The following is a 23,057-nucleotide window of genomic DNA, read 5'->3' on the forward strand; positions in this document are numbered from 1 at the left end:
TCATGGATTCGCGATTCACCGGCCTGCTCACCCCGTTCCTGAAATTCGCCGGCGATCGGGAGATCACCGCCGATTCCCATCTGCGTGATCTGGGACTGGACTCCATGCAATCCATCGAATTGCTGTTCGCGATCGAGGACGTCTACGGGATCACCCTGCCCGACGACGAACTCAACGATGCCACCTTCGCCACCGCAGGCAGCCTGTGGCAGGCGATCTCGGCGCAGATATCGGGAGCGGTGGCATGAGCGCCCCGGCACTGTCGGCCGCGTCGATCGCCGAGCGGGCCGACGAGGTCGCGGGGATCGCCGAAGAGCATGTGGCGCGCACCGACCGCGAGGCCGCCTTCCCCGTCGAGGCGCTCGAGGCGATGCGCCGCACCCGGATGCTCGGATTGCTGGTACCCGCCGAGTACGGCGGTCTGGGCGGCACCCTCACCGAGATGATCGACGCCGGAATCCGGCTGGGCCGCGCGGACATGTCGGTGGCGATGATCTTCACCATGCACTGCCAGCAGGTCGCGGCGCTGGTGCGTTTCGCGGGCGATCCGCTGCGCGGGCCATTGCTCGAACGGATCGGCGCCGGTGAGGTGTATGTGGCCTCGGTGACCACCGAGGCGGGTAAGGGCGGTCATCTGCTCAGCGCGGAATCGGCGCTGCGGGCGACCGGCGGCCTGCTCGATATCGATCGGTTCGCTCCGATCGTCACCGGCGGGGCGCATGCCGACGGCTTCCTCATCACGATGCGCAGCGCCGACGCCGATTCCCCGAACCGGGTGTCGCTGGTGTACGCCGACCGCGCACAACTGGAGGTCGGCGGCTCGGGTGACTGGCAGCCGATGGGAATGCGCGCCAGTCACAGCGTGCCGCGCAGCCTGGCCGGCCGGGTACCCGCCCATCAGCTCGTCGGGGAGCCGGGCGCGTTCGCCGATATCTCCACCTCGGTTTTCGCACCGATGGCACATCTGGGCTGGTCGGCGGCCTGGCTGGGCACGGCGGCGGGTGCGCTGTCGCGGGTGCTGGGGCTGTTTCGCGACCGCCGGAACCGGTCGAGGTTCGATCTCGGCTCGGAACTGCTGCTGACCCGGCTGTCCTCCGCCCGCCAGCGGCTGGACACGGTGCACGCGCTGCTGCGCCGCACCCAGGAGACCGTGCTGGTGTCCGGTGATCTGTCCGCGCCGCGGGTGCAGTTGCTCCTGAACGCCCTCAAGATCACCGCCTCGCAGCAGTGCTACGCGGCCGTGGACGATCTCGTCGACGCCGTGGGCCTGCGGCACGGGTACCTCAAGGATTCCGAGACCCGCCTGGAATTGGCGCTGCGGGATCTGCGCTCGGCGGCGTTGAACTATTCCAACGACCGGCTGCACCTCGCCGACGGCCGCTTGGCGCTCCTCGACCCGGAGGTGCGATTTGTCTGAGCGTGGCCCGGGCCCGGCGGCGGTGCTCGAAAAACCGGACGGCGGGATCTTTTCCGAATCGGTCGCGTCCGGCCTCGCGGCTCTGCCGGCGGACGCACCCGGCACAGCCGTCTGGTCCGCACTGGGACGGGCCGGGGCGATCGGGGCCGTGTACCGGGACCGTGATGTCGCCTCCGGTGTGGACCCGGGCCGTCTCGCCGCGGTCCTGCGCGCGATCGACGACCGGTTCACCGTGGGGGCGACACTGTCGGTATGCGTCCAGCTCGCCACCGCGCTGCCCGTTCTCGCCGGGGGCGGTGAACGCGCCGCCGCCGTCCTGTCCGAGGCGCTGGCCGGTCGCACGTCGGTCGCGCTCGCCGCGACCGACGCGGGCGCCGGTTCCGATCTGACCGCGCTAGAGACCGAGGTCCGGATCGGACAGGATTCGATCGTGGTCGGCGGCCGCAAACGCTGGATCACCAACGCGACGCCGGCCGAATACCTCCTGGTACTGGCCCGGCACCGCGCGGGACGGCATTTCACCGATTTCACCTGGGTGCTGGTGCCCGCCGCGGCGCGCGGTGTCACCGCATATCCCGCGGATTCCGAACTGTTCGCCGGAGCCGGTGTCGGCCACCTCGAAATGGCCGACGTGGCACTGGGCCGCGAATATCTGGTCGGACGCACCGGGCACGGTCTGGCGACCTTCGCGCGCCATATCGGCACCGAACGGCTCGCGGGTGCGCTGTGGGCGGTCGCGTTGTGCCGCCGGACCCTGCGTGACACCTATCGGTGGCTCGCGGACCGGCCCCACGGCGACGGCACCCTGTGGGACCTCGGCGCCGTACGCCAGCGTTTCGCCTCCGGTCTGGTGCGGACCCGGGAACTCGACGCGCTCGTACAGTCGCTCGCCGGCCGGATCGCGGCCGGACGCGATACCCGGGCGGCCGCGCTGCTGAAGGCGGCGGTGGGCCCGGCGGTGGAAGAAGTGCTCGCGGGCTGCGCCCAACTGCAGGGCGCCGAGGGGTTCGCGGCGGCCGGGGCGCAGCGGTTGCGCGCTCAGGCCGCGGTATTCGGAATCGGCGGTGGCACCACCGAACTCGTCCTGGCGGCCGTTGCCGATGACGCGGCCGCCCTGCTGGCGGAACTGGATACGGAACTGTGGACCGGCGACCCGCGATAACCGAGATCGGTACCGGAATGTGGTTGGCCACCGGTGATCTCGTCCCGGCCACCCGCCCGCACCCCGCCGACCGCGCCGCGGCGGCCGGGATGGCGCCCTGGCGGGTGCGGGAATTCCTCGCCGGCCGCGTGCTGTTACGTGCGACGCTGCGCGCGGTGCGCCCCGCCGCCGCGGATGCCCCGGTGCTGCCCGGCCCGAACGGCAAACCCGCCCTGGCCGCCCGGCACGATCTGGGGATCAGCGTGTCCCACGACGGCGGCGTCGTGGCGGCTTTCGTGGCCGCCGGACGCGCCGCGGGTGTGGATGTGCAGTGCCCGCACGCGGATCCGGACCGCCGGTTACTGCGCCGCTGCCTGCGGGGCGACCGGCTCGCGCGACTGTCCGATGCGGAGGCCGCCGTAGAACTCGCCTGGGTCTGGACCGCCCAGGAGGCCTGTGTGAAGGCCTCCGGCGCGGGTATCGGCGGGGTTCCGTGGCGGATCGGTATCTCGCCGGGCACCGGCTCCGGAGTCTGGGGCGCCTACCGGTGGGTGAGTCTGCGCGAGCAATCCGATATCCCCCTCAGTTGCGCCTACGGGCCCCTCCGAGAGGAGAACTCACCATGAGCACGACCTGGTACAGCGGCGCCCCGGAATTGAGCTGCTACACCGCCAACCTCGTCGCCTACCTCGATGACGAGAACCGCGACGCCGCCTGGACGCTCGCGCAGGCCATCCGGCCGGCGGTCGTCGCCGATCCCGGGGCGGCACTGGTCTTCTCGCATCACCACCGGGTCGATGTGGACGACCGGGGTGGCGCCCTCGGCTATCACGGCGCCGCGGGCTGGCCGGAATGCGCGGCCGCGCTCCGTGCCGAACTCGAGGTCCACGGACGCGTCCTGGCCGTGGCGAACACCGCCGGACTGCCGTGGGCGCCGGGCGAGACGAATACTCCGCACTGGATCCTGCTGCGCGGGTACCGTGCCGGCTGCTGGCTGGTCGTCGATCATTTCGCCGCCCTGATGCCGCACGGTGAACAACACGCCTACCGGGGCCACCTGACCGATGCGCAACTGCGGGCCGCCATGGCGCCGGTTCCGGCCCCGTCCCTGGCGATCCGCAATCGGGATACGTTCGCGCTGGGGGAGCCGACGGTGTTGCCGCCGGACGGCCACTACCGCTGGCTCGTCCGGAACCCGGCGACGCCCGGCGCCGGTGTGCCGTGCGCCGAGCGGCGGTTTACCGGCGGGGTCGAGGCCCTGAGCCTGATCTGCGACACGCTCGCCACCGACACCGCGGCGCTGGCCGCCCATATCGAGGACGTCTGGGCGGTGAGCCGGCATCAGCGCTTCCGGCTCGCACTGCTGGCCGAACGTGACGCGCAGCCACCGGATCTGCTGCGCACCGCCTACGACGCGTGGGGCGAGCTCCCGCGTTCGCTGCGTTTCGCGCTCGATTCGGCCCGCCGCGGACGGCCCCGGCCGGGCCTGGTGCGCAGATCCTTCGAACACCTGGTCTCGGTCACCGCGGATCCGCCCGCCCGGGTGGGCCGCTAGCGGCGGCCCCGCCGAAAGGAACAACCGATGAACGACAAACCCACGATGTACGACTGGTTCGCGGCGTCGGTGGCCGGCTTCGGCGACCATACGGCCCTGCAGATCGGCGACCGCCGGTACAGCTACCGCGAACTCGACGATCTCGCGGCCGGTATCGCCGCCGCGATGATCCGGCACCACCGTGGTGCGGTACCGGCGCGGGTCGGCCTGCTGGCGGCGCGTACCGCGCTGGCCTACGCCGGATATCTCGCGGTGCAGCGGCTCGGCGCCACCGTGGTGCCGCTGAACCCGGCCTTCCCGCTCGACCGCAACGCCGCGATCGCGACGGCGGCGGAACTGGACCTGGTCGTCACCGACCCCGGCGCACCCGCCGGTCTGCCGGTGCCGGTGCTCCGGCTGGGGGATCCGGAGCTCGACCGGGCAGCCGGCACGGCCGGGACCGAGCTGCCCGCGGCCACGGCGGGGCCGGGCGATATCGCCTATATCCTGTTCACCTCCGGCTCCACCGGCGTGCCCAAGGGAGTCCGGGTGCGGCACAGCAATATCGGTGCCTACCTGCGGCATGTCATCCCCCGGTACGAGGTCGGGCCGGGCGCGCGGCTGTCGCAGACCTTCGATCCCACCTTCGATCCGTCGGTCTACGATATGTTCACCGCGTGGGGATCGGGCGCGACCCTGGTGGTGCCGACCCGCAACGACGTCCTCACACCGGTCCGGTTCGTGAACCGGTACGGCATCACCCACTGGAACTCGGTACCGTCGGTCATCTCACTGGCCTCGCGCCTGCGTGCCCTGCGCCCCGGTGTGATGCCGGCCCTGCGCTGGAGCCTGTTCTGCGGTGAACCGCTGACCCTGCAGCAGGCCGAGGCGTGGCGGCGGGCCGCCCCGAACTCGGTACTGGAGAACATCTACGGTCCGACCGAGATGACGGTGACGTGCACCGAGTACCGGCTGCCCGAGGACCCCGCCCGGTGGGTGCGTCCGGCCAACGGGACCGTCCCGATCGGGACCCCGTATCCACATCTGGAACACCTGATCCTCGGCGAGGACGGGCGCGGCGCCGACGACGGCGAGTTGTGCCTGCGGGGACCGCAGCGGTTTCCGGGATACGTGGACCCGGACAACGATATCGATCGCTTCGTCACGGTCACCGACGGTGCCGCCACCGGCTACGACGGCACCGGACCGCTCACCGACGCGCAGTGGTACCGGACCGGAGACCGCGTCGCCTACCACGACGGACAGCTGGTGCATCTGGGCCGGGTGGACCATCAGGTGAAGGTGCGGGGATACCGGGTCGAGCCGGGTGAGATCGAAGCCGTCCTGCGCGAACAACCCGGGGTGGCCGACGCCGTGGTGGTGGCGGTGCCGGGCCGGGACGGCGATGTGGAACTCGCGGCGGCCTGTACCGGCGAACCGGAAGGCGAGGACGCCCTGCGCGCGGCGCTGAGCGCCCGGCTGCCCGCCTATATGGTGCCCCGGACGGTGGCGGTGTTCGATCTGCTGCCGCTGAACCAGAACGGCAAGATCGATCGCAGGAAATTGGGCGAAACCTTCGCCGCGGCGCAGCGGCGCTGAGGTATGCGATGCACCGCCCCGCCGTGCCGCCGCCGTGGAGCGCCGTGGGCTGCTCAGACCCGCCGGCGTGCCGCGAAACCACGTGCCTTCGCGCGATTGCCGCAGACCCGCATCGAACACCACCGGCGGCTGCGGTTCTTGGAACCGTCCCAGAAGACCCAGCCGCATTCCGACATCGGGCACTGTTTGACCCGGACCGCCTCGCCGGTGATCAGCACGGTCGCCAGCGCCGCGGTGACGGCGCCCAGTGCCGCGCGCGCCGGAGACAGCGCGGGGTCCGGCTGCAGGACGCTGTCCACGAGCGCGGGACCGGATCGGGCCGGACCGGAGCGGGGCAGAGCGGCAGTGGAGACCAACAGCGGGATATCGCGCAGTACGGCATCGGCATCGGCGAGCACAGGGAGGCGCCGGCCCTCGGCGGCCAGTACTTCGCGGATGCCGGCCCGCAGCCGGAGGCACTGCGCGTGCTCGCGATCGGAGATACGGGGCGGTGTGGCTGTCAGCGCCGCCGCGGTCAGCCACTGTGCGAGCCCGGCCGCCGAGGCCAGCGCATCGGTGCCCTCCTCGAGATCCACCGTATTGGCGAATGCCATGACGAGTTCGGCGTGTGCGGACGGTTCGGTCATGTGCCACCTCCTCGTATCACAACCGGACAGACCATTTCACCGGTTAATTCTTCAGGAAAAACCCGATAGTATGCCGAATCAGACCAACCAGCTATCCGGCTTTGCCAGTTACCGGGAGGTGTTATGACCGACCAGCTCACGGCGCGGAAGCGGCAGACGTCCGCCGGCGCAGGCCCGGCGGCCGCCGATACCAGCGTCCGGAACACGGTCGTCCTGGTGCTCTTCACCGCGGTGACGAATCTGGCCGACGGTGTCACCAAGATCGCGCTACCGTTGCTGGCGACCACCCTGACCGCATCGCCCGCGCAGGTCACCGCCGTCTCACTCACTCTGACGCTGCCGTGGTTGCTCACCGCGTTGCCGATCGGTGTCCTCGTCGACCGCTTCGACCGGCGCCGGCTGCTGTGGGTGGCCAACGCCCTGCGCCTGGCGGCGCTGGGAGTCCTGCTCGGCACCTGCGCCGCCGACGCCGTGAATCTGCCGCTGCTGTATCTGTGCGGCGCGGTGCTCGGGATCGCGGAGGTCATCGCGCTCACCTCCGCGATGGCTTTGACGCCGGCCGCGGTCGGGCCGCGGTGGCGGGAACGCGCCAACGCCTGGGTCACCGGGGCCGAGACCGTGTGCAACGAGTTCTGCGGTCCGTTCGTCGGTGGTCTGCTCGTGGCCGCCGGCACCGCGTTCGCCCTGGGCGCCACGGCGGCCGGCTACATCGCCGCCACCGCGATCCTGGTACTGCTGGCCGGCCGGTTCCGGGTGGTCCGCGACGCGGGCGCGGCGCGGCAGAGCGTGAGCGGGCAGATCCGCGACGGATTGCGCTTTCTCTGGCGCGAGCGGCTACTGCGGCTGATGGCGCTGGTGCTCACGGTGCTGTGCCTGTGCTGGGGAGCCTGGCTGGCGCTGATGCCGCTGCTGGCCACCACCGTCATGGGCCTCGGCCCGAGCGAATGGGGGATCGTCCTCAGCGCGCTCGGGATCGGCGGCCTGGTCGGTGCGCTCACGGTGACCACGGTGAACCGGCTGATCGGCCGGCGCTGGGCGCTGTTCGCCGATCTGGTGGGCACCTTCGCGATGGTGGCGGCGCCGGTCGTCACCACCGATATGTGGATCGTCGCGGCGGGCGCCTTCCTCGGCGGTATGGGCGGCACGCTGTGGGCCATCAATGCCCGCACCATCGCCCAGTACCTGGTGCCGCCGGAACTGATGGGCCGCTACAGCGCGGTGGCCCGGTTGTTCAGCTGGGGCGCCATGCCGATCGGCGCGGGCGTGGTCGGCGTGCTGGCCGAGTTCGTCGGTATGCAGGCCGCCTTCTCGGTGTTCGCCGCGGCGGTGCTGCTCGCCGTCGTACCGTTCCTGCGGACCGTGACACCCGAGGTGCTGGCCGCCGTCGACGTCGCGAAGGAACGGCAGATCGCGGAGAGCGAAGCGAACTGAGGTCGCGGCCGGCCCGGCACCCGCCCTGCTACCTTTCTAGCCACAGGTCAGGAGGGCAGACTTGGATATCGAGGTGCGCACCCGCACCGCGGCGGAGGTGGCCGGCGGCGGGAGCCCGGTGGCGGTACTGGACGCCACCTCCCTGCTGGAACCCGTGACCCTGGTCGACCTGGACGGCGCCGACGGGCCCACCGCGGCGGCCGCGGCGGCCCGGGTACCCGATCTGGGTGGCCTCGTGGTGGGGATCGGCTCGGCGCCGATCCGTCCCGAACTGGCCCCGCTCACCGCGGCTCTGGACCTCACCTACGCCGCCGGGCCCGACCCTGCGGACCGGGCGGTGGTCGGCTGCGACGAGGTGGAACGCGCGGTCGAGGAGTTCCTGGCCGGTGTGCGGCACAGTCCGCAGGCGTCGCATATCGCGGCGCAGGTGCTGCGGGCCTCGGCGGATCTGCCGATCCCCGCGGCGATCGATGTGGAATCGCTGGCGTATTCCACGTTGCAGGGCGGCGCGGAATTCGCGGCGTGGCTCACCGAGCGGCGTCTGCTCGGCCGCCCGCTACCGCCTCCGCCGGTCACGGATCCGGTTCTGCTGGACGCCGCGGGGGCGACGCTGCGGATCACGCTGAACCGCCCGGAACGGCGCAACGCCTACGGCACCGCGCTGCGTGACGCCCTGGTCGACGCGTTGCGGGTGGCCGTGGCCGATGCGGGCTTCACTCGGATCGTGCTGGACGGCGCCGGCCCGTCGTTCTGCGCGGGCGGCGATCTCGACGAGTTCGGCCACACCCCCGATATCGCGACCGCGCATCTGATCCGCACCCGGGGCGGCGCGGCCCGGTTGCTGGCCCGGATCGCGGCACACACCGAAGCGCGGTTGCACGGGCATTGTGTCGGGGCGGGAATCGAGATCTCCGCACTCGCCGGCCGGGTGGTCGCGGCGCCGGACACGGTGTTCAGGCTGCCCGAGGTCGCGATGGGACTGATTCCCGGAGCGGGCGGGACGGTGAGCCTGCCGCGCCGGATCGGCCGCTGGCGGGCCCTGCATCTGTTCGTCACCGGAGTCGCGCTACGGGCGGACCGTGCCCTCGCGTGGGGCCTGGTCGACGAGATCGCGGAGCCGCCCGGCGGGCAGTGAAACCCGTGTCCGCGCACGCGCCGTGGCCGATCGAGTCAGCGGTCGAACACCACGTGTCCGTCGATGAGGGTCGCCCGCACCGCGTCGGCGGCCGGTTCCCGCAGTATCGCCGCGACCGGCCGGTCCAGCAGCACCAGATCGGCGGCGGCGCCCGGTGCGACCACCCGCTCCGGCCCGCCCGGGTCGGGCAGCGGAGCCAGATAGCGGCCGAGCGCGTCCCGGGCGCGGAGGGTCTCACCCCCGCCGATCACCGTGCCGCCGGGCGCCCGGCGGGTGACGGCCGCCGCGATGATCTGCCACGGGTCGGCCGGGCCGTACGGGGCGTCGCTGGACAGGGCCAGGCCGACTCCCGCCGCCGTCAGGCTCCGGCAACGGTACAGGTCGGGCAGATCCGCGCGTTCGACGCGGTGGAGATAGTCGTCGCCCCGGTCGGTGAGGAAACCGGGCTGGGTGACGACGGTGAGCCCGAGATCACGCAGCGCGCCGACCGATTCGGCCGGGATGATCGCGCCGTGCTCGATCCGGTCGCCCGGTACCGTCCCCGTGCCGGCGAAGACCGCGAGCAGGATGAGCAGCGCCTCCCGGCTGACGCAGTGCACGGCGACCGCGCGTCCGGCCTCGTGCGCTCGGCGGACCGTGGCGGCCAGGGTGTCGATATCGGGCAGGCCGGAGTCGGCGAGCACGATCTTGTAGGCGCCGGCCGTCACCACCGGGCCGCAGCCGCGGTCCAGCGGGACACCCAGGAGGTTCAGCCGCTGCGGTACCGCACCCGACGCCGCCGCGTGAACGAGCGCGGCGAGCGAGGTATCGGTCAGATCGGGTGTGGCGTCGGTGATTCCGGTGATCCCGTAGCGGGCCAGGCGGGCGCCGATCGCGGTGAGATCGGGCGGCCCGACCTCCGGCAACCGCGACCGCAACCAGGTGTCGGCGCGCCACAGCCGCCCGGTGGCACGGCCGCCGGTATCGCGTTCCACACCCGGTTCGGTGGCGGCGTCCAGGCCGACGAGCCGGGCCGCCGCGGAGTTGAGAATCCACAGCGCGCCGCTGCGGTGCTGGATCCGGACCGGGCGGCCGGAACAGAGTGCGTCCAGACCGGTCGAATCCAGCAGCCCGGCCACGGTTTCGACGTATCCGGTGCCGCGGATCCACCCGTCGCCGGGTGCCGCGGCGAGAGCCCGGGCCAACTCGGCGGCGCCGCGCACCCGCGGTGGACCGCACCGCACGGAAGCCGAATCCGCCGCCAAGGCGTGCAGATGCAGGTGATGGTCGTGCAGCCCGGGGAGCAGGGCCCCGCCGGCCGCGTCGAGTACGGCGATCCCGGTGGCCGGCAGGCCGGATCCGAGCGCGGCGATCGCACCGTCACGCACCAGCACATCGGTCCGGGGCCGGCCGCCGACCTCCGCGTTCCGGATCAGCAGGTCGTTCATCCGAGCCGTACACCCAGTTCGCCGAGTACGGCGGCGGTATCGCGCCCGCTGTCGGGTGCGGGGCCGGCGGGTGCGCGCCGGGACGGCGCGACGAGGCGCGATTCGTCCGCGAGCACAGTGGGCGAATCCGGTTCGAGGGTCGCGGCCACGACCGCGGACATGGCGATATCCCAGAGCCGGCCCGCACCGCCGGCGTCCGCCGACATCGCGATCGCGGCCGCCGCCAATCCGGTCAGCGGGTCGGCGATCGCATCGCCCGCGAAAACCGGTGTGCCGTCCGCGGTCCGGGCGACCAGGCCCGCGGTGGCGGCGATATCGTCACCGAATCCGATCCGGTTCGATGCACGCCCGTGTGCCGTGAGCGATATCCAGGTGATCCCGGACTCGGTGAACTCCCGCGCGTCCAGGCCGAAACCGGCCAGGGCCCGCGGGCGCGAGGCCTCGAGCACGATATCGGCGGACGCCACGAGCCGGTGCAACGCCCGGCGCTGTGCGGGGTCGCCGGGGTCCAGGACGACGGATTCGTGACCGCCGTGCAGCAGGCGGTAGAAGTCCGGATCGCCGCGGCGGGCGCCGTCGGGGCGGGTGGGCGTCTCCACCTTGATCACGCGTGCGCCGGCCAGGCCCAGGATATGGGCGCAGAGCGGACCCGCCCACAGCGCGCTGAAGTCGACCACCCGTAATCCCGCGACCCGCCTGGGTTCGGCGGGCTCCGGCGGCGCGGTGGCCGCTCCCGGCGCGATCGGGCCCGCGGCCAGGCCCAGCAACCCGGCGCGTTCGGCGAGTTCCGCGCCGGTGTGGTCGCGCAACCAGTCCGCGACGCCGGGCCACGGATCCGCCACGAGGTCGCGGGAGACGAGGGCGCTCAGCAACACCGGATCGTCGGGGCGTGCGCAACTGACCGCCGCCCAGCCGTCCGCGGTGGGCAGCAGGCGGCAGTGCCCGCCCGCGGAGATCGTGCCGCCGCGGCGGAATCCGGTGTAGGCGGTCCGCTCGCCGAGCAGCCGGGCGCCGTCGAGCCGGACCCGCCCGCCGGTCACCGCGGCGATACGGTCGGTGTAGCGCCGGGCGGCGGATGCCGCCGTGCCGGGAGGGATGAGGGCCGGTCCGCCGGGGAGCCCGGTGAGTGCGGGAACTCCGCTCTCGGCCCAGTCGCGGATGCGCGACGAGGGTTCGGCCGAGACTGTGGACACGGCGTGAGCCTACACCGGGCAAATCTCCGTATGCAGGGGAAACAGACCGCCGAGGGCGGTTCCGGATACCGGGGTCACCGCATCGCGACCGCGGCACCCCGGACGGGATGTCTCTCGTAGAACTCCCAGTGCGCCCGCGCCGCGCGCTCCCAATCGAACCGGGCGGCGAGCGCCCTGCCGCGGGCGGCCCGCCGCGGATCGGGACACAGCGCCTCGGCCAGGCCGCGGGCCATCTCCTCCGGTGTAGCGGCGTAGCGGACGGCCGTATCGAAGACCTCACGCAGGACGGGCAGATCCCGTGCCACCACGGGAACCCCCGCGGCCAGCGCCTCCATGGCGGCCAGCCCGAAACCCTCCTTGGTGGAGAAGAACGGGACCGCGGCCGCACCGGCCATCAGGGCGGGTAGCGCCGGATGTGCGACGGTGCCGAGGACGACCGGGCGGATCCCGAGTGCGGCGGCGCGGGTCTCGAAGCGGGCCCGGTAGTCGCGATAGTCGAACAGGGTTTCCCCACCGGCGAAGACGAGGCGCACCGCCGGGTGCCGCCGCCGGAGACCGGCGTAGGCGTCGAGGAGGTCGATACTGCCCTTGCGCGGTTCGATCCCGCCCAGGGCGAGTATGTAGTGGCCCAGGCGCCTCCGCCAGCCGGCGCGCGCGGCGGATGCCGTGTCGGCGAAACGCCGGTACTCGACCCCGTTCGGTATCACGGTGGGCCGCAACCCCCATCCGGCCCGGATCTCGCCGGCCACCGCCGCCGAGACGCAGATATGGCCGTAGGGTTCGGTGATCGCGCGGTCGTGGCAGCGGGCCAGTTCGGGCGTGGTGAACGTATCGAGGTGGTGCACGGTCCGCAGACACCGGCCGGCGGCGTTGGCGCTGATGCAGTCCTGGGCGTGCACGATATCGTAGGCGCCGGGCGTGAATGCCTCCCGCAGGACCGCTATCGAGCGCAGGATACGGGCGCCGACGGCCTCGCCGGCCACATCCGGGAACGGGACCACGCGCAGCCGCACCGCCGGATCGACGGGGCGGAAGAAGCCCGGATCGCCGCCGCGGCCCAGCGTCCACACGGTGACCTCGCCGCCCAGCCGGGCCAGTGCTTCGGCGAGATTGAGGGTGTGCACCACACCGCCGCGCGGTTTCGTGGAATAGGTCAGCAGTGCGATTCGCATCAGGGGCCGCCCTTTTCGGTGAGCAGGTTCGGGTAGGCCCGGACCCGGCGCTCCGCCAGATGACGCAGCACCCGGCGGGCCCGGTCCACCTCGGCGTCGATATCGATATCGGTCACCGCCAGACCGCCCTTGGACCAGGTCTTGGCCAGGATCTCCCCACCCGGCCCGACGATCTTGGCCTGCCCGAGGAAACGCAGCGTGCCGGTGATACCGGTCTGGTTGGAGGAGGCGAGCACGACCTGGTTCTCGGCCGCGCGCGCCTGATCGTAGAGATCGAACAGGCGGGCCTGGCGGTCGTTGGGCATCCGGGAGGCGCGATCGGTGACGCTCGCGGGCCACGCCGACAGGGCGGCGATCGTGCGGGCCCCGTCGAGGGCGAGTGTGCGTGCCGATTCCGGGAAGGTCTTGTCGTAGTCGATGAGCATCCCGATCCGGCCCACCGGGGTATCGAAGGCGGCGAACCGGTCTCCGGCGGCATAGGCCAGATGCTCCCCGGCCGGTTGATGCACCTTGCGGTGCCGGCCCAGGACTCCGTCACCGGAAACGCAGACCGCGGCGTTGTACCGAAGGTCGCCCGCGTGTTCGGCGTAGCCGACACATAGGGTCATGGCACCGGCGATCCGGCACAGCAGCCGGATTTCCGGGCCGTCGGGATCGATGGCCTCGGGTCCGGTGGCCGGATCCGGATTGCGCAGATCGCCGATATAGCCGCCGAGTGCCGCGTCGGGCAGGACCAGCAGGCCGACGCCGTCCTCGGCGAGCCGTTCCACGATTCCGGTGATCTTGTCCAGGGAGCGGGCGATATTCGCGCCGAAATGCGCGGCCACGGCGGCGATTCTGGTGACGGCCATCGGTTTCGCCCTCAGGCGGCGGCGGTCTCACGGGCGGCGACACCGATCCGGTCCGCGAGATATTCCGCGTCGCGGGCGATGGCGGCGAACCGGCCCGAACCCCAGGTGTGCAGCCACGGCAGGCCGAGGAAATAGAGCCCGGGCACGCCGGTCACCCCGCGGTGATGGCACGGATGACCCTCGCCGTCGAATACCCCGGCCCGCAGCCAGCGGTAATCGGTGCGATAGCCGACCGACCACACCACCGAGGTGATGCCGTGCCGCACGGGATCGAGGACCGTGCACTCGGGGCCGGGTTCCCATACCGGCCGGTAGCGCGGTTCGGCGGGCGCGTCGAGACCCTCCCGGGCGATATACGCGTCGATGGCATCCTTGATGCTCTCGGCCACCGCGTCGGCGGAATCCAGCGCCGACCGCAGGGTCGGGGCGAACCGCAGCCCACCGTCGGCGCAGTCGGTCATCCGGCCGTAGAGCGACATGCCCTCCAGGGCGAACCGGCGCAGGTCGATATCGCGGCCGCCGTCGCGCCCGGTGACATAGTGGTTCGTGTTCTCTCGCTTACCCAGACCACCCGGCTGGTTCTCGATGGGCACATCGTAATGACCCATATCGTGCAGCCACGCCACACAATCGCGCCCGCGATAGAAGCGGGCGACCCGCGGGGCGCTGCCCACCGACAGATGTACGGTCCGTCCGGCCAGATGCAGATCCTCGGCGATCTGGGCGCCGGACTGCCCGGTCCCCACAACGAGTACGGCGCCATCGGGAAGATCGCCGGCACTGCGGTACCGCGCGGAGTGCAGCTGGTGGATCGAGGCCGGCAGGCGTTCGGCGAACCGGGGGACGACCGGTGTGTGATAGCCGCCGGCCGCGACCACGACCTGACCGGCGTGCAGCGGTCCGCCGGTGGTGCCGAGATCGAATCCGCCGCCGCGGGCGGCGGTGACGGCGGTGACCGTCACGTGTTCGCGCACCGGCGCGGCGAAGGTGTCGGCGTAGCCGCGCACCCAGGCGTAGACCTCGTCGCGGGACATGAACCCGTCCGGCCGCGGTCCGGTGTAGGGGTATCCGGGCAGTACGCACTGCCAGTTCGGGGTGACCAGGGTGAAGTTGTCCCAGCGGGAATCGCGCCATTCGTGGGCGATGGTGTCGCGTTCGAGGACGAGGTGGTCGATTCCCCGGCCGGTGAGCAGCCTGCTGATGGACAGCCCGGCCTGACCGGCGCCGATCACCACCACGTCGTGGTGCTCCACCGCCGCCGGATCGGGTCGCGGGGTCATGAGTTCGCTCCGGAGACGGCCGCGGCCGGGACGGGACCGGCCGGCTGCCCGACCACCCCGGCGCGCGCGACCACGCGGTCGTAGACCTCGGGCCGGCGGTCACGCAGGTTGTACATCCCGCCGCCGCGGGCCGCGCCGAGCGCCTGCCCGATATCGACCCGCGCGCAGGCGAGTCCGGGTTCGGTGCCGGTAGTCGCCAGGATCTCCCCACCCGGCCCGACGATCTTGGCGCTGCAGACGAAGCGCAGCGAACCGAAGGTACCGGCCTGGTTGGACGCGATCCAGACAACCTGGTTCTCCACGGCGCGGGCCCGGTCGTAGATATCGAAACGCTGGGTCCAGCGATCGTCCTCGAGGCGTTCGGCGGTGGCGGTGCGGGCGGTGGGCCACGCCGAGAGCGAGGTGATGATCTCGGCCCCGTCCAGTGCCAGGGCGCGGGCGGCCTCGGGGAAGGCCTTGTCGTAGCAGATCTGCATTCCCATCCGCCCGATCGGGGTATCGAAGGCGCGATACTCCGATCCCGCGGCGTAGCAGAGGTTTTCGCCGAGGGGCTGGTGCACTTTGCGATAGGAACCGAGGACGCCGTCGCCGTTCAGCGTGACCGCGGCGTTGTAGCGGGTATCGCCATCGGCCTCACAGAAGCCCAGGGTGACGACCATATCCGCGGCGAGTTCCCTGATGCGCGCCAGTTCGGGCCCGTCGAGCCGCAGGGCAGGCGGCAGACTGCGCAGCCGCTGCTGTTTGGCGTCCTCGCTCTCGGCGCCGCCGCCGAGGCTGGGCAGATAGCCGCCGAGGCAGGCCTCCGGCAGGACGAGCAGGCGGCCGCCCCGGGCGCGCGCCCGGTCGATCAGATCGGCGATGGTGCGATAGCACTGCTCCATATCGCGGCCGAATTCGGCGGCGGCGACGGCGAGGGTGAGTTCTGTCATGAGTGTCCCAATCCGGTGACGGTGCCGGGCACCGCGGTGGTGATGGTTCCGTCCGGCCAGCGCAACCGCACACCCGGGGTGGAGGTGAGGACGCCGCAGACGGCGGAGTCGGCCGGACCGGCCGGGGCGATCGGCGCACCCGGACGATCGGCGGTGAGCATCGCGAAGCCCGGGAAACAGGTCAGCCAGTCGGCGAGATCGGCGCCCGCGGGGCGGGGGAGGCGGGCCACCTCCAGTTCGACGCCCGTCCCGGACGCCTCGGCCAGCATGCCGGCGGTTCCGGCGATCCCCGCCATGCTGACATCCTTGGCGGCGGCCGGCGCGGTATCGGCGACGAACCGGCCGAGGGCGTGTAACTCGGCGGTGGTGCGCTGTGACGTCGAATCCCATTGCCGCCCGCGGTATCCCGGCCGCCAGGCGCCGCCGAGATCGGCCGTGAGACGGATCTCGTGGCCGGCCCGCCCGCCACCGCCCGGGACCGGGCGCGCGGTGCGTCCGAGCGCGGTCACCGCGAGCGCCGCCGGAGCGATCTGGGTGTGCCCGCCCAGGACCGGCACATCCCATACCTCGCTCGCCCGGACCAGACCGCGCAGGATCCGGGCCAGCAGCGAGCGGGTGGGCGCGGCGACCGCGTCGAGCAGTCCCACCGGGTGCGCGCCCATGGCGGCCAGATCGTTGAGGTTCACCAGCACCGAACACCAACCGGCCCATTCCGGATCGCGTTCGACCATCGACGGGATGACGGCGTCGCAGGCGGCGACGAGATCGCTGCCGGGTACCGGGGCGCCGTCATCGCCCCGGAAACCGCTGCCGCCGAGCCCCATCGGTGCGGCCCCGGCCGGTGCCAGCAGTGGGCCCAGTAGCGCTTTCGTGGATTCGGTGAGGCGGGCGATCCGATCGATCGGCCAGGTCATCCGCAGATGGGGGGCGGCGCCGAGAGTGGTCGCGTCCAGCGGGAGCCAGCCCAGGTGGGTGAACAGCGCCGCGTGCCGTTGCTGGACGGTGGCCTCGAAGCGCAGCACGTTGTGTTCCTCGGCATAGGCGCAGGCCGCGCGTACCAGCGCCGTCCCGACCCCGCGGGTTCGCCGTCCGCAGGCCACGACCAGGCGGCTGCCGGTCCACCAGCCGAGATCCTCGGCGGTGGCCGGGGCCAGCCGGACCCCGCCCAGTACAGTCCCGTCCGCGGCGACCGCGACCAGGACGACGGTGCGCGGATCGTCGTCGATATCGTCGGCGTCGCTGCCGTCGAAGAGCCCCTGGTCCACCACGAAGTTCTCGCGCCGCAGGGCGCGGTAGGCGGCGCGCTGCCCGGCGCCGGCGCGGCGGATCAGGAAACCACCCGGTGGGGGCGCGGGGGACGGGTGCCCGGACAGGACGCAGTAGTCCGGTGAACCGGTCGTGGCCGGCGCCGGTTCGTCCCACCACGAGTGCTGCGGCGTGGCGGCTCCCGTCGCGGTCGCGGTCATCTCAGCCTCCGGAGGTCCGCAGGACGCTGCACGCCCCGCACGCCGCGCATCCGGCCTTCTGCCCGGACCCGTCCATACCCGCGGCCCGCAGGGCGGCCGCCACCCGCCGGGTCACCTCGTCGAGCACCCGCGCGGGTGGCGCCTGTGCCCCGTCGACCTCCACGGCCAGGGTGCCGCGCAACGGCCGGAACGGCACCACGAACGGGTACACCCCGAGCGCGATGAGTTCTTCGGCGCCCGCCACCAGTTCGTCGGGATCCTCGCCGAGGCCCACGAGCAGATAGGTCGACACCTGGTTGCGGCCGAAGATCCGCACCGCCTCCTTCCAGGCGGCCCGGTACTCGGCCAGCGGGACGGTCGCCTTACCCGGCATCCAGCGGGCGCGTACCCGGTCGTCGAGCGATTCGACGTGGATCCCGAGAGAATCGGCGCCCGCCGCCCGGAGTTCTTCGAGTACCGCCGGATCGCCGGGTGGTTCGCACTGCACCTGGATGGGCAACTCCGGCACGGCCTGTTTCACCGCACGGACGCACCGGGCCAGATGGCGGGCGCCGCGATCCCGGCCCGCGGAGGTGCCGGTGGTCATCACCATCTGCCGTACCCCGTCGAGCCGGACCGCCGCCGCGGCCACCTCGGCCAGCTGCGCGGGCCGTTTGACCGCGACCGTATCGCCCGCGGCCAGCGACGCCTCGATGGCGCAGAACCGGCAGCGCTGGTCCTCGGCGTACCGGACGCAGGTCTGCACGACGGTGGTGGCGAGGACATCGGCGCCGTGCAGTCTCGCGATCTGCTCGTAGGCGACGCCCTCGGCGGTGCGCAGATCGTAGAAGCGGGGCCGCCGCACGGGTTCGACCGAGACACCCACATCGGTGCCCTCGAACAGGAGCCGGTCGCCGCGCAGGGTGTACGGGCTGTCCGGGCGGAGGGGTACGGCCGCACCGGCGCCGTCGATCAGCACATGGCCGTCGTCGCTGGGGCCCGCCCCGGCCCGGCGCCGTACCGGTACGTCGACGCGGATACCGAGCAGGGCCAGATCTACCCGGGTGGATATCTCGGTCATGGCGCCGGCCCTACACCTGATAGGTGGAATTGATGATGGCGCCCTTGCGCGCGTAGTGGATCAGCGCGTCCTGGACGTCGAGCGGATGCGCGGGGACGACGCCTTCGATGAGGTCCTCCTCGCGGGCGCCGTGCAGGGCCAGCCCGAAGCGGCAGGCGAATACCGTGCCGCCTTCCCCGATGAAGGTGGCCAGCGCGTCGTTGATGTTCTGCTCGCCGGGGAATCCGCTGTCGCCGGTGGTGGGGAATCCGCGGTTGGCGATGCAGTTGATGGCGCCGGGACCGTAGAAGTAGATCGCGGATTCGAAGCCCTTGCGCAGCGCCCGGGTGGCCTGCAGGACCGCGACGAAGCTCACCGAGGATTCGTGCGCGATCCCGTGGACGAGGGTGAAATAGGTTTCGCCGGCCTCCGCCCGGTAGTCGGGGAAGATCTTGGTGGATCCGTAGATATCGGTGCCCTTCGGCAGCGCCGGATGCGGGATCTCCGACAGTGATTTCGCGATGTTCTCCGCGATGGCCTTATCGATATCGGCGGTGGTTTCGGCGGGTGCGGACATGATTCGACTCCTGCGAACGGCGGCTGGATTCGGTGTGACGGGACCGTCGCTGCGCGGGTGGCAGTTCACCGATGAATCAAGTTGACGCCCGGTTCGTTTCCGGTTGGTCACGTCCGGAAGAAGACGGAATATCCGGTTGTTAATCGCGTGGAACCGGAATCGAAATGCCGAAAAGTATTGGGCACCAATATGAACCGGTCTACTGATGCGGGTATCGGGCCCTTCGTGGCGAGGTGGGTTGCCGCGCGCTGTAATCGTTGTCCTGCGATCGGGCGCGCGAGTTCACACGCAGCGGCGGAAACCCTCGGCGTGCGGTAACGCGAACGACATACGGGCACTCCGCTATATCGCGCCGCCGCGATTGCGGACTCCGCCTCTCCGGCGCCAGCCCGTACCCCGCGGCACGGTGTTCGGCTCGAGCCGATCCGGACCGGTGCCCCGCACCGCTCCGGTTGCTAGCGTCACGCGCGTGGATCTGGAACTGGATGGGAAACGGGCCGTGGTCACCGGCGGTAGCAAGGGCATCGGGCTGGCGGTGGCCCGCGGGTTGGCCGCCGAGGGCGTCGATGTGGTGCTCGCGGCCCGCTCGGCGACAGCGCTCACGGCGGCGGCGCGCGCGGTCGCCGAGGAGACGGGCCGGCGCGTGGTCGGCGTGCCGACCGACACCGGCGACGACGAGCAGGTCCGCGCACTGGTCGACCGGACGATCGCCGAACTCGGCGGCGTGGATATTCTCGTCAACGCCGCGGCGACGCCCTGGAGTGCCGGAGCCCCCGCGAACCTGGCCGAGACCAGCGATGAGGTGGTGCGCCGCGAGGTCGAGATCAAAGTGCTCGGATATCTGCGGACGGCGCGCGCGGTCGCGCCGCATTTCGTGGCGCAGGGCTGGGGCAGGATCATCAATATCAGCGGTCTGGGCGCGCGACAGGCCAATTCCATCGCGCAGACCGTGCGTAATGTCGGTGTCTCGGCGCTGACCAAGAACCTGGCCGACGAACTCGGCCCGCACGGTGTGAACGTCACCGTGGTACATCCCGGGCTCACCCGCACCGAACGTCTCACCGAACGCCTGGCCGCGCAGTCCGGCGAGTCGGGTACGCCCGTCGCAGACCTCGAGGCCGGGCTCGCGCGGAATTCCGTGCACCGGATCATCGATGCCGCCGAGGTCGCCGATGTGGTGACCTTTCTGGCCTCACCGCGCAGTATCGCGATCACCGGCGACGCCGTCGCCGTGGGCGGCGGCGTGCCCGGGCCGGTGTTCTACTGAGTCGCGTCGCCGGCGTGCCATACCGGCAGCTCGATTCGCGACGGGTCCGCCGCCGCGTGGGAGATCTCCTGGGTGGCGCGCCGCAGTGCCGCGGCCGTGACGGCCGGCTCCCCGGACCCCGGGTTCCGGGCATAGCGGGGGTGCGCGCCGGAACTGATCTGCAGCCCGATCCGATGCCCGGGTGCGAATCGGTGGAAGGCGGGCCACAGCCGGACCTCGACCTCGCGGAAACCGTCCGGGCCGGCCGGCGGATCGGTGTCCGCGGTCGCGATACCGCCGATCCGGCGGATCCCGTCGCAGACGGTCATCGACCGGCCGTCGGGATGGATATCGCAGATCCGGACGAACAGGTCCGCGCCGGGCTGTGACGAGCGGAACCGGATACGCGCCACCGGCTCGCCGGCGATCGTGAGGGCATCGGCCAGCGGTGCACTCCGGAAGACCACCACATCGTCGCGGCGCTCGTGCACGGCATTGTCGACCGGACCCGAATCGGGTAGCAGACTCGGCCCGCCGAGCGCGGGCGTGGGATCGGCGGGGTCGTAGACATAGTGGGTGACACCGCCGTCGGGCAGATCGGTCGTGAGCGATCCCGCCGCGGACAGGTACCGCGATTCGAGGGACACCCCGGCCGGTGGCCAGGTCGGCAGGTCGTGCCACTGCTCGGCGCCGGTGCGGTAGGCGCGTACGGCAGCCACCCGATCGCTGCCGGCCCCGGTGAAATGTTCCCGGAGGAACGCGACGCTCTCGCCGAGCGCGGGCGCCCCCATTCCCCGGGAGAGATGACCCCACGGGCCGACGGTGAGCCGTGGCGCCCGGCCTGCCGCCGCGAGCCGGGCGTGGTCGGCCAGCTGCCACGGCAGGAAGATGTCGTACCAGCCGGTGATCATGTACACCGGCGCGGTGACCTCGGTGACCGCGGCGGTATGCGACTGCCGGGTCCAGTAGTCGTCGGTGAGCCGCTCGTGGGCGACCCAATCCCGGTACCAGTGCAGCCGCCTGCCGGTGGCGGCGAGGTCCCCCTCGGCCAGCGGCAGTACACCGAACGCCCTGCGCAGCCGGCGGTCCGGGCGCAACTGCCCCCAGAGCAGCGCGAGGAATTCGCGATGGATCATCCGGGACATCATCTGCGACCAGCCCAGCGCGTTCCGGAGCGCGAACGCCGAATTGTCCCAGGTGACCGCACCGAAATCGGGCATGGTCGTGATCAGGCACAGCGCGTCGGGCGCGGCGGCGGGATCCTCGCGCTGCAGTGCGGCGGCCACCGCCCACTGGGTGTAACCCATATAGCTGGCGCCGTAGGTGACCACCGGTCCGGTGCACCAGGGCTGGGCCCGGACCCACCGGTGGGTGGCGATACCGTCGCGTTGCTCGTCGATCTGCGGGGTGAATTCCCCACCGGAACCCCAGGTGCCCCGGCAGCTCTGGAAGAGCACCGCGAACCCTTCGCGCGCCAGGGCCCGGGCCTGGCCGGCGACCGGTCCGCTGCGGCCGTACGGGCCGCGGATCACGACTGTGGGCAACCGATGCCCGGGCCCACCGAGCGGGGTGATCAGGTCGGCCAGCAGTTCGACACCGTCGTCCATGGGAACGCGCAGATTCCTGCGGACGCCGATGTCGTACGGGCCGGGCTCCAGCCCTTTGATGGTGCGGGCCTGGAGCCGGCGGGCCAGCCGCCGGCGTAGCGTGCTCATTCGTTCTCCTCGGGGCTGCGACGTCGCCGGAGGGCCTCGCGCAACCGCTCGAGGGCCGGGACGGCGGTGGCGAGAGCGGCCCGGTCGGCGGGGTCCAGCGCGGCCGCGGCCTCGGTGACCAGTGCGCTCGCGGCCAGGTCGAATCGGTCGAGCAGATCCCGGGACCGGTCTGTGCGCACGACCTCGACCCGGCGGCGATCGCCGGGGTGGGGGCGGCGTTCGACCAGTCCGCTCGCTTCCATGGCCGCGAGCAGGTTGCTGACCGTCGACCGGCCCAGTCCCAGGCGTCCGGCGAGGTCCCCGGGGGCGACCGGTGTTCCCGGAGCCAGCGCCCGCAGGATCTCGATCTGCGCGTCGGGGATCTCGGGGAGGTTCTCCGCGGCCCGGGCGGCCGCCAACAGGGTGCGGCGCAGCGGTGAGATCACCGCCGCGAGCCGGGCGGGATCCAGAGGTGTGTACTCCGCACCGGGTTCCGCCGTCTCCATCGCGAATCAGTTTTGCAACAAAACTATTCGGCGTCAACGGCAGCCGGGACCGGCGTCAGGAACCCAGCAACCGGATCTCGGTGTTCAGTTCGGCGGCCTGCGTGCCCAGCGCCGTCGGATCGGGTGTCGCGCCGATGCGGGCGGCCAGCTCGCCGCGGGTGATCACGGCCAGACTCCGGGCGGCGGCCTCGGGGTCGGTCTCCAGATCGATCCGGCCCGCCGCGAGCACCAGGGTCGCACCGTCGTCCGGTGCCCCGAGCAGCCGGCGGAGGTCATCGGTGGTGACCTGCGTATGCGGTGGTGGCAGCCGGTCCGGGCCGGCCGGGTTCGTGTTGTCGGCATCCATGCGCGGCGATTGCCCCGAGCGATGGCGGTGAAACACCGCGTACGAGGGTTCCCGGCGGGGCGTCAGCCCAGGCCGTGCGAAACCGCGCCCGGCAGCGTGTCGTCGGTCCGGTCGCGGCGGCGCACGGTGACGGCCTCGGCCCCGCCCGCGCGCTGGGCACTGGTGAATTCGACCCGTTCGCCCTGGAACAGGGTCCGGTAGCCGGTCGCGTCGATACTGCGGTACTCCACGTACACCGGGGCGATATCGTCCTCGGGAGCGAGGTAGCCGAAACCTTTCTGGGCATCGAACCAGATCACCGTGCCGTGCCGCCATACCCGCGAATTGTGCGTGGCCCCCGTGGCCGGGGTGGTCGCGTGGGCGGTCTGCGAAACGATCATGATCGGCTACTTCTCCCAAGGTGGATCCGGCAAGAACATCCGGTACCGGCGTGGCCGGTACGAGGACT

The 23,057-nt window shown here is 71.8% G+C and carries 23 protein-coding genes; 9 read left to right on the plus strand and 14 right to left on the minus strand.

Annotated features, from left to right (window positions below; translation table 11 throughout):
- Nucleotides 1–2: 2 nt before the first annotated feature.
- From ACZ6SF_RS05815 to ACZ6SF_RS05840, 6 genes are read left to right on the plus strand one after another with little or no spacing between them, the layout of a single operon-like run.
- Nucleotides 3–248 (plus strand): acyl carrier protein, encoded by a 246-nt coding sequence (locus ACZ6SF_RS05815; RefSeq protein WP_466060818.1) that lies wholly within the window; start codon nucleotides 3–5, stop codon nucleotides 246–248.
- Nucleotides 245–1,417, plus strand: a complete 1,173-nt coding sequence (locus tag ACZ6SF_RS05820) for an acyl-CoA dehydrogenase family protein (RefSeq protein ID WP_466060819.1) — start codon at nucleotides 245–247, stop codon at nucleotides 1,415–1,417. Before ACZ6SF_RS05815 ends, ACZ6SF_RS05820 begins: the two co-directional genes overlap by 4 nt.
- Nucleotides 1,410–2,579: an acyl-CoA dehydrogenase family protein gene (locus ACZ6SF_RS05825; protein ID WP_466060820.1), complete on the plus strand. Its 1,170-nt coding sequence runs from the start codon at nucleotides 1,410–1,412 to the stop codon at nucleotides 2,577–2,579. Before ACZ6SF_RS05820 ends, ACZ6SF_RS05825 begins: the two co-directional genes overlap by 8 nt.
- Complete coding sequence (locus ACZ6SF_RS05830; RefSeq protein ID WP_466060821.1) at nucleotides 2,558–3,184, plus strand: 4'-phosphopantetheinyl transferase superfamily protein; 627 nt, start codon at nucleotides 2,558–2,560, stop codon at nucleotides 3,182–3,184. The genes ACZ6SF_RS05825 and ACZ6SF_RS05830 overlap by 22 nt, the downstream gene beginning before the upstream one ends.
- Nucleotides 3,181–4,113 (plus strand): hypothetical protein, encoded by a 933-nt coding sequence (locus ACZ6SF_RS05835; protein WP_466060822.1) that lies wholly within the window; start codon nucleotides 3,181–3,183, stop codon nucleotides 4,111–4,113. Before ACZ6SF_RS05830 ends, ACZ6SF_RS05835 begins: the two co-directional genes overlap by 4 nt.
- Before the next feature lie 27 nt (nucleotides 4,114–4,140).
- On the plus strand, nucleotides 4,141–5,691 hold the full coding sequence (locus tag ACZ6SF_RS05840; protein ID WP_466060823.1) for an amino acid adenylation domain-containing protein: 1,551 nt from the start codon (nucleotides 4,141–4,143) through the stop codon (nucleotides 5,689–5,691).
- 53 nt (nucleotides 5,692–5,744) lie between these two features.
- On the opposite strand, the gene ACZ6SF_RS05845 is transcribed toward ACZ6SF_RS05840, so the two are convergent.
- On the minus strand, nucleotides 5,745–6,317 hold the full coding sequence (locus tag ACZ6SF_RS05845; protein ID WP_466060824.1) for a CGNR zinc finger domain-containing protein: 573 nt from the start codon (nucleotides 6,315–6,317) through the stop codon (nucleotides 5,745–5,747).
- A gap of 123 nt (nucleotides 6,318–6,440) precedes the next feature.
- Here ACZ6SF_RS05845 and ACZ6SF_RS05850 point away from each other — a divergent pair, with 123 nt between their 5' ends.
- Nucleotides 6,441–7,748, plus strand: coding sequence for an MFS transporter (locus ACZ6SF_RS05850; protein ID WP_466060825.1), 1,308 nt, complete (start codon nucleotides 6,441–6,443; stop codon nucleotides 7,746–7,748).
- A gap of 67 nt (nucleotides 7,749–7,815) precedes the next feature.
- Nucleotides 7,816–8,883 carry an enoyl-CoA hydratase/isomerase family protein gene (locus tag ACZ6SF_RS05855; protein ID WP_466061354.1) on the plus strand — a complete coding sequence of 356 codons (1,068 nt, stop codon included), beginning with the start codon at nucleotides 7,816–7,818 and terminating at the stop codon, nucleotides 8,881–8,883.
- Nucleotides 8,884–8,918: 35 nt separating this feature from the next.
- Here the strand turns inward: ACZ6SF_RS05855 and ACZ6SF_RS05860 are convergent, their stop codons facing one another.
- The 9 genes from ACZ6SF_RS05860 to ACZ6SF_RS05900 all read right to left on the minus strand — a co-directional run bounded on the left by ACZ6SF_RS05860 (nucleotide 8,919) and on the right by ACZ6SF_RS05900 (nucleotide 18,817).
- Nucleotides 8,919–10,310 (minus strand): amidohydrolase family protein, encoded by a 1,392-nt coding sequence (locus tag ACZ6SF_RS05860; protein ID WP_466060826.1) that lies wholly within the window; start codon nucleotides 10,308–10,310, stop codon nucleotides 8,919–8,921.
- On the minus strand, nucleotides 10,307–11,503 hold the full coding sequence (locus ACZ6SF_RS05865) for a CoA transferase (RefSeq protein WP_466060827.1): 1,197 nt from the start codon (nucleotides 11,501–11,503) through the stop codon (nucleotides 10,307–10,309). The genes ACZ6SF_RS05860 and ACZ6SF_RS05865 overlap by 4 nt, the downstream gene beginning before the upstream one ends.
- Nucleotides 11,504–11,577: 74 nt before the next feature.
- Nucleotides 11,578–12,675: an MSMEG_0565 family glycosyltransferase gene (locus tag ACZ6SF_RS05870; protein ID WP_466060828.1), complete on the minus strand. Its 1,098-nt coding sequence runs from the start codon at nucleotides 12,673–12,675 to the stop codon at nucleotides 11,578–11,580.
- Complete coding sequence (locus ACZ6SF_RS05875; protein ID WP_466060829.1) at nucleotides 12,675–13,526, minus strand: carbon-nitrogen hydrolase family protein; 852 nt, start codon at nucleotides 13,524–13,526, stop codon at nucleotides 12,675–12,677. The genes ACZ6SF_RS05870 and ACZ6SF_RS05875 overlap by 1 nt, the downstream gene beginning before the upstream one ends.
- Nucleotides 13,527–13,537: 11 nt before the next feature.
- Nucleotides 13,538–14,806, minus strand: coding sequence for an MSMEG_0569 family flavin-dependent oxidoreductase (locus ACZ6SF_RS05880; protein ID WP_466060830.1), 1,269 nt, complete (start codon nucleotides 14,804–14,806; stop codon nucleotides 13,538–13,540).
- Nucleotides 14,803–15,735 carry a carbon-nitrogen hydrolase family protein gene (locus tag ACZ6SF_RS05885; RefSeq protein WP_466060831.1) on the minus strand — a complete coding sequence of 311 codons (933 nt, stop codon included), beginning with the start codon at nucleotides 15,733–15,735 and terminating at the stop codon, nucleotides 14,803–14,805. Before ACZ6SF_RS05885 ends, ACZ6SF_RS05880 begins: the two co-directional genes overlap by 4 nt.
- On the minus strand, nucleotides 15,732–17,201 hold the full coding sequence (locus ACZ6SF_RS05890; RefSeq protein ID WP_466060832.1) for an MSMEG_0567/sll0787 family protein: 1,470 nt from the start codon (nucleotides 17,199–17,201) through the stop codon (nucleotides 15,732–15,734). Before ACZ6SF_RS05890 ends, ACZ6SF_RS05885 begins: the two co-directional genes overlap by 4 nt.
- 1 nt (nucleotide 17,202) lies before the next feature.
- Complete coding sequence (locus ACZ6SF_RS05895) at nucleotides 17,203–18,261, minus strand: MSMEG_0568 family radical SAM protein (protein ID WP_466060833.1); 1,059 nt, start codon at nucleotides 18,259–18,261, stop codon at nucleotides 17,203–17,205.
- A gap of 10 nt (nucleotides 18,262–18,271) precedes the next feature.
- Nucleotides 18,272–18,817 carry an MSMEG_0572/Sll0783 family nitrogen starvation response protein gene (locus ACZ6SF_RS05900; RefSeq protein WP_466060834.1) on the minus strand — a complete coding sequence of 182 codons (546 nt, stop codon included), beginning with the start codon at nucleotides 18,815–18,817 and terminating at the stop codon, nucleotides 18,272–18,274.
- A gap of 469 nt (nucleotides 18,818–19,286) precedes the next feature.
- On the opposite strand from ACZ6SF_RS05900, the gene ACZ6SF_RS05905 reads away from it, so the two are divergent.
- On the plus strand, nucleotides 19,287–20,084 hold the full coding sequence (locus tag ACZ6SF_RS05905) for an SDR family NAD(P)-dependent oxidoreductase (protein WP_466060835.1): 798 nt from the start codon (nucleotides 19,287–19,289) through the stop codon (nucleotides 20,082–20,084).
- Here ACZ6SF_RS05905 and ACZ6SF_RS05910 read toward each other — a convergent pair.
- The 4 genes from ACZ6SF_RS05910 to ACZ6SF_RS05925 all read right to left on the minus strand — a co-directional run bounded on the left by ACZ6SF_RS05910 (nucleotide 20,078) and on the right by ACZ6SF_RS05925 (nucleotide 22,908).
- Nucleotides 20,078–21,778, minus strand: coding sequence for a CocE/NonD family hydrolase (locus tag ACZ6SF_RS05910; protein ID WP_466060836.1), 1,701 nt, complete (start codon nucleotides 21,776–21,778; stop codon nucleotides 20,078–20,080). The genes ACZ6SF_RS05905 and ACZ6SF_RS05910 overlap by 7 nt on opposite strands.
- Entirely contained in the window at nucleotides 21,775–22,263 is a 489-nt protein-coding gene (locus ACZ6SF_RS05915) for a MarR family winged helix-turn-helix transcriptional regulator (RefSeq protein WP_466060837.1), read from the minus strand. The genes ACZ6SF_RS05910 and ACZ6SF_RS05915 overlap by 4 nt, the downstream gene beginning before the upstream one ends.
- Before the next feature lie 55 nt (nucleotides 22,264–22,318).
- Nucleotides 22,319–22,609 carry a hypothetical protein gene (locus ACZ6SF_RS05920; RefSeq protein WP_466060838.1) on the minus strand — a complete coding sequence of 97 codons (291 nt, stop codon included), beginning with the start codon at nucleotides 22,607–22,609 and terminating at the stop codon, nucleotides 22,319–22,321.
- A 62-nt stretch (nucleotides 22,610–22,671) separates the two neighbouring features.
- Nucleotides 22,672–22,908: a cold shock domain-containing protein gene (locus ACZ6SF_RS05925; protein WP_466061355.1), complete on the minus strand. Its 237-nt coding sequence runs from the start codon at nucleotides 22,906–22,908 to the stop codon at nucleotides 22,672–22,674.
- Between the last annotated feature and the right edge of the window lie 149 nt (nucleotides 22,909–23,057).

This window comes from Nocardia sp. NPDC049935, assembly GCF_055586645.1.